Genomic DNA, 5,157 nt, shown 5'->3' with positions numbered 1-5,157 from the left:
CGCCGGGCCTGCTCCACGGCGGCCCGGTGGCGGCGCTGCCGCTCGGCCAGCCCGTCGGCCTCGGCCCGCCGGCGCTGCGCCCCGGCGTGCGCGTCCTCGGCGTTGGCCAGGGCGGTGCGGGCGACGGCCAGCTGCTCGGCCGCACCGACGCGCAGCACGGCCGCCCAGGCCAGCACGCCGCCGACCAGCCCGGCGGCGTCCGCGGCGGAGCCGTCCTCGGCCGGCACCCAGTCGTGCGGCGGCTCGGCGCCGGGGCCGGCGGCCTCCTCGGCGCGGCCGGCCAGCTCGCGCAGCCGGCGGCGGCCCTCGCGGACCGCGGCCTCGCGGGCGGTGCGCCGCTCGGCGAGCCACCGCTCGACCTGGCCGAACCGGCGGGTGTCGAAGAGCCGGCCGAGCAGCTCGGCGCGCTGCTTGGTGTCGGCCCGCAGGAAGCGGGCGAAGTCGCCCTGCGGCAGCAGGACGACCTGGCAGAACTGCTCGCGGCTCATCCCGACCAGCCGCCGGATCTCCTCGCCGGCCTCCTGGTGCGAGGTGCTGAGCCCGTGCCAGCCCGGGGTGCCGTCACCGGTGTCGGCGACCCACTCGCGCAGCAGCGTGCGGGCCTTCTCCGTGGTGGTGCCGGTGCCGCGCAGCTTGGGCCGGTGCTGCTCCGGGCTGCGAGTGATCTCCAGCCGGCGGCCGCCCAGGGTGAGGTCGAGCCGGACCTCGGTCAGCCGGCCCGGCTCGGCGTGGTCGCTGCGCAGCGGATTGCCCTTGCGGGCGCCGGGCACCTCGCCGTAGACGGCGTAGCAGACCGCGTCCAGCAGGCTGCTCTTGCCGGCGCCGGTCGCCCCGCGGAGCAGGAACAGCCCGCCGGCGGCCAGCCGGTCGAAGTCGACCTCCTCGGTGCCCGCGAACGGGCCGAAGGCGGTGACGGTGAGCCGGTGCAGCCTCATCGGGCGGCCTCCTCGGTGCGCGCGTCCTCGCGGCGGACGGCCTCGAAGCCCTCGGCCAGCCAGGCCCGTTCGGCCTCGCTCGGGCCGTCGCCGGGCCGGACGTGGCGCACGAACCCCTCGGCGATCTCCAGGTCGCTGCGGCCGCTGACCCGGGCCGCGTACGAGGGGTGCCCGTCGCCGCCGGTGTGCTCGGGGTCGAAGAGCAGCTGCACGGTGTGCGGGAACCGCCGCCGCAGCCGCTCCATGGCCTCGGCCGGCCGGGCCGGGTCGGTCAGGGTGGCCTCGACCCAGGCGTCCTCGGCCCAGCCGTGGCGCCCGTCGGCGAGCAGCTCGGCCAGCCGGCCGCGGAGCCGGGCCAGCCGCCGGGGCTGCGGGCAGTCGATCCGGCGCTCCTCGGCGATCGCGCCGTCCGCGTCCAGTTCGATCAGCCACATCGTCTTGCGGTGGTCGGCCTCGGAGAAGGAGTACGCCAGCGGGGAGCCGCTGTAGCGCAGGTGCGGGGCGAGCCGCTGGCTGCCGTGCAGGTGGCCGAGGGCGACGTAGTGGACCCCGTCGAAGACCGCAGCGGGCACCGAGGCGACGCCGCCGACGGTGATGTCGCGCTCGCTGGCGCTCGGCTCGCCGCCGGTGACGAAGGCGTGCGCCAGCACCACCGCCCGGGTGCCCGCGGGCCGGGCGGCCAGGTCGGCGCGGACGGCGTCCATGGCCGCCCCGAGCACGCGGTCGTGGCCGCCGCGGTCGAGCCCGAACCGCTCGCGGACCAGCGTCGGCTCCAGGTAGGGCAGCCCGTAGACGGCCACCGGGCCGTGCGCGTCGGCGAGCAGCACGGGCTCCGCGCAGCCGTCCGGGTCGGTGCGCAGGTGGATGCCGGCCCGGTCGATCAGCCGCGCGGCGACGCCGAGCCGGCGGGCGGAGTCGTGGTTGCCGCTGATGAACACCGCGGGCACGCCGAGCGCGGCGAGCCGGACCAGCACGTCGTCGAAGAGCGCGACCGCCTCCAGCCCGGGCAGCGCGCGGTCGTACACGTCGCCGGCGACCAGCACGGCGTCCACCCGCTCGACCCCGGCGACCGCCACCAGGTGGTCGAGGAAGGCGCGCTGGGCGTCGTGCAGGCTCTCCCGGTGGAAGGTGCGGCCCAGGTGCCAGTCCGAGGTATGCAGCAGTCGCATGGACACCGACCATAACGGGCGTCACCGACAACCCGGGATTCCCGGACGTCCCGCCCGTCGGAACCGGTGACGTTCGGTCGATTGTCGGTGACGTTCGGTAGGTTCTCGCTCGTCGGCGTCCCGAACGGCGTGGCGCCGCACGCATCAGGGGAGGCGCCATGTCCGTGCACCGTCCGTCCGAGGGCCGCGGCCCGGGCCGCCACCGCGCACGCGGGGGAGCGGCGCCCGGCCGCGCCGGTCCGCGCGGCCCCGCACCGGGCCCCGCGCCGGGCCCCTCCCGGGTGGCCCCGTTCCGGCAGCCGGTCGCGCTGGCGGTGCCGGGCGACGAGGCCGGCTTCGAGCGGCTGCGCCGGCACCGGCTGTACGGCGGCTGCGACTACCCCGGCTACCTGCGGCGTACCGAGGTGCGGCTGCGCGCCCTGCGCGGGCTGGGGTTCGACGTCCGGGTGCGGCTGCTGGAGCCGGCCGCCTACGAATCGTTCTGTGCGGCCCGGCTGCTGGTGCCCGGGGACCCGGTGGCGCAGGCCGCGTACGCCGCCGACCCGGCGTGGGCGGGGGCGGCGCTGCGCTACACCGGCGGGCGGCTGGCCCCGCTGCTGCCGCTGCTGGTGCGCGAGCACGGCGAACGCCTGCGGACGGCGGCCGCCCGGGAGGCGCCGCCACCGCCGCCGGAGGCGCTGAGGCGGGCCGCCCGGACCTTTCTCGCGCTCGCCGCGGGGGCGGGCCGCGGGCAGCACCGGGCGGTGCTGGTCGGCGGCGCTCCGCCGGGCCGGCCCGTCGCCGAGGCCGGCCTGGACGCGCGGGAGCCGGGCCGGCTCGGAGCGGACGCGGCCGAGGCGGAGGCGTTCTGCCGGGCGCTGGCGCAGGTGCTGGTCGGCGCCCGTCCCGCGGTCCTGCTCCTCTACAGCCGTGGCGCCGCCGCTCCGGCGGGGGAGCGGGCGGTGGTGCGCGGCTGGGAGGTCCGGCCGGGCGGCGCGCTGGTGCCGCTCGCGCCGCAGGTGCTGCGGCCGCAGTGGCGGCGGTCCGGTCCCGAGGGCTTCTGCCCGGCCGCCGCGGGCCGGGCCTTCCGGCCGCCCGAGGAGCCCGGACGGCCGGCCGGCTGACCGGCGTCCGGCCCGCGGCGGGCGTGCGGCGGCGTGCGACGGGGCGCGGGGCGGTGCCCCGGGCGGCGGTCAGGGCTGTTCATCGACCGCATGTTCGGGGAAGATCAACAGTCGGAGCGGGCGGCAGCCCCGCCGCGGCGCTCCTGGCGTGCGACCGGCGGTCAGGCCGGGCCGGTCGGGCGGCACACCGACCTGACGCCGACCGGTGCCCCGGCGGCCCGACACCGGAGGGGACGCATGAACCGCATCGAGTACAGCGCGGAGATCGCCGAGCTGCTCGGTCGGGTCCGGCGGCGTCCGATCGCGGGCTGGCCCTGGCGGCCGGGCGAGCCGGTGCCGGACGGACTGCCGGTCAAGCAGTCGTGGGGCTGGCTGTTCGCCCCCGACGGCCGGGTGCTGACGCTGGTGAACCCGAAGGACGGCATCGTCAGCCTCCCCGGCGGGTCGCTGGAGGCGGAGGACGCGGGGGACCCGGGTGCGGCGCTCGCCCGGGAGGCGGCGGAGGAGGCGCAGGCCGTGATCGGTCGCCCGTTCTACCTCGGCTACCTGTACGACCGGGTGGGCTCGGCCAACGGCGGCCACGAGTGCGCCCGGGTGCGGATGGCCGCGCCGCTGTACCGGGTCGGCCGGTCCGTCCCCGACCCGGCGTCGGGCCGGCACTACCGCCGTCTGCTGGTGGCGCCCGGGCTGGCCGTGGAGCTGCTGGGCTGGGGCGCGCAGGGCGTCCGGCAGGCCCGGGCCGCGGTGGCCGCGGCGGCCGTGCGCCTGGGCGTCCCGGTGTCCGCCAACGAGACCATCGAGGAGCTCCCGCTCGCGGGCTGCACGGTCTTCCCGCTCTGACGCCCCCCTTCCACCGCCGGCGAAGCGCCGGTGGCACTGCGGTGACCTGACGGTGCCGTATCTGTTAGGCCGTCAACAACTTTGGCATGGGCACTATCCACTCCTGGCTACTGCCTGGTATCAAAAAGTGTGACCGGGGTCACCCCCACCCTCCCGGTCGCACACCCCCCACCCGGAGGTTCCCCCATGCCTCGCGCCAGAGTTGTGTCCGTCGCCGGTGCGGCGATCGTGCTCTCCCTGTCCACCCTCGTCACCGCGACCGGCGCCCAGGCCGCCGGCGCGCGCTACGTCGCCCTCGGGGACTCGTACTCCGCAGGCGTCGGCGCCGGCAGCTACACCAGCGACAGCGGCAGCTGCAAGCGGAGCACCAACGCCTACCCGTACCTCTGGAAGAACGCCAACGCCCCCAGCTCCTTCTCCTTCGTGGCGTGTTCCGGAGCGAAGACCGGAGACGTCCTCAACAACCAGCTGTCCGCGCTCAGTTCGACGACCACCCTGGTCAGCATCACGATCGGCGGCAACGACGCCGGGTTCGCCGACACGATGCAGACCTGTGTGCTGGGCTCGGAGAGCTCCTGCCTCAGCGCCGTCGCGACGGCGAAGAGCTTCGCCACCGGCACGCTGCCCGGCCTGCTCGACTCGGTGTACGCGGCCATCAAGAACAAGGCGCCGAGCGCGCACGTGGTGGTGCTCGGCTACCCGCACCTCTACAAGATCGGCGGGAGCTGCATCTTCGGCATCGGCGACACCAAGCGCTCGGCCATCAACGGCGCCGCCGACACCCTGGACACGGTGATCGCCAAGTCGGCGGCCAACGCCGGCTTCACCTTCAAGGACGTGCGCACCGTCTTCACCGGCCACGAGATCTGCGGTTCGTCCACCCAGTGGCTGCACAGCACCACGCTCCCGGTGGACGAGAGCTACCACCCCAACGCGGCCGGCCAGTCGGGCGGCTACCTGCCGTCCTTCAGCGCCGGCGTGTGACCGGCGGCCGGTCCCCGACCGGCTGCCGCGGCGGGGGGGGGGGCGCCCCCCCCCCCCCCGCCCCCGGCCCCCCCCCCCCCGCCCCCCCCCCCCCCCGCGCGGGCGCGGGGGGGGGCGGCCGCGGAG

At 77.3% G+C, this 5,157-nt stretch carries 5 protein-coding genes; 3 read left to right on the top strand and 2 right to left on the bottom strand.

What is annotated here, in order from left to right; genetic code table 11:
• The coding region (locus ACFV0G_RS34865) for an AAA family ATPase (RefSeq protein ID WP_380556636.1) at positions 1-935 on the bottom strand (935 nt) is incomplete at its 3' end.
• Positions 932-2,104, bottom strand: a complete 1,173-nt coding sequence (locus tag ACFV0G_RS34860; protein ID WP_380556634.1) for an exonuclease SbcCD subunit D — start codon at positions 2,102-2,104, stop codon at positions 932-934. The genes ACFV0G_RS34865 and ACFV0G_RS34860, both read right to left, overlap by 4 nt.
• Positions 2,105-2,262: 158 nt before the next feature.
• Between ACFV0G_RS34860 and ACFV0G_RS34855 the strand changes: the two genes are divergently transcribed.
• The 3 genes from ACFV0G_RS34855 (at position 2,263) to ACFV0G_RS34845 (ending at position 5,031) form a co-directional block, all read left to right on the top strand.
• A complete protein-coding gene (locus tag ACFV0G_RS34855) occupies positions 2,263-3,207 on the top strand; it encodes a hypothetical protein (RefSeq protein ID WP_380556632.1) in 945 nt (314 codons plus the stop codon).
• Positions 3,208-3,444: 237 nt separating this feature from the next.
• Positions 3,445-4,047, top strand: a complete 603-nt coding sequence (locus tag ACFV0G_RS34850) for a hypothetical protein (RefSeq protein WP_380556630.1) — start codon at positions 3,445-3,447, stop codon at positions 4,045-4,047.
• Positions 4,048-4,233: 186 nt separating this feature from the next.
• Entirely contained in the window at positions 4,234-5,031 is a 798-nt protein-coding gene (locus tag ACFV0G_RS34845) for an SGNH/GDSL hydrolase family protein (protein WP_380556628.1), read from the top strand.
• Positions 5,032-5,157 lie beyond the last annotated feature (126 nt).

The sequence above is a fragment of the Kitasatospora sp. NPDC059571 genome (genome assembly GCF_042735675.1).
Classification (GTDB): Bacteria; Actinomycetota; Actinomycetes; order Streptomycetales; family Streptomycetaceae; genus Kitasatospora.
Note: the sequence above shows the minus strand (reverse complement) of the source record. Positions and strands in the feature narration are given on the sequence as shown.

Bases quoted from the DNA above. Each gene is read 5' to 3' on its own strand.
- ACFV0G_RS34860 (WP_380556634.1), bottom strand. From the start codon at position 2,104: ATGCGACTGCTGCATACCTCGGACTGGCACCTGGGCCGCACCTTCCAC.
- ACFV0G_RS34855 (WP_380556632.1), top strand. From the start codon at position 2,263: ATGTCCGTGCACCGTCCGTCCGAGGGCCGCGGCCCGGGCCGCCACCGC.
- ACFV0G_RS34850 (WP_380556630.1), top strand. From the start codon at position 3,445: ATGAACCGCATCGAGTACAGCGCGGAGATCGCCGAGCTGCTCGGTCGG.
- ACFV0G_RS34845 (WP_380556628.1), top strand. From the start codon at position 4,234: ATGCCTCGCGCCAGAGTTGTGTCCGTCGCCGGTGCGGCGATCGTGCTC.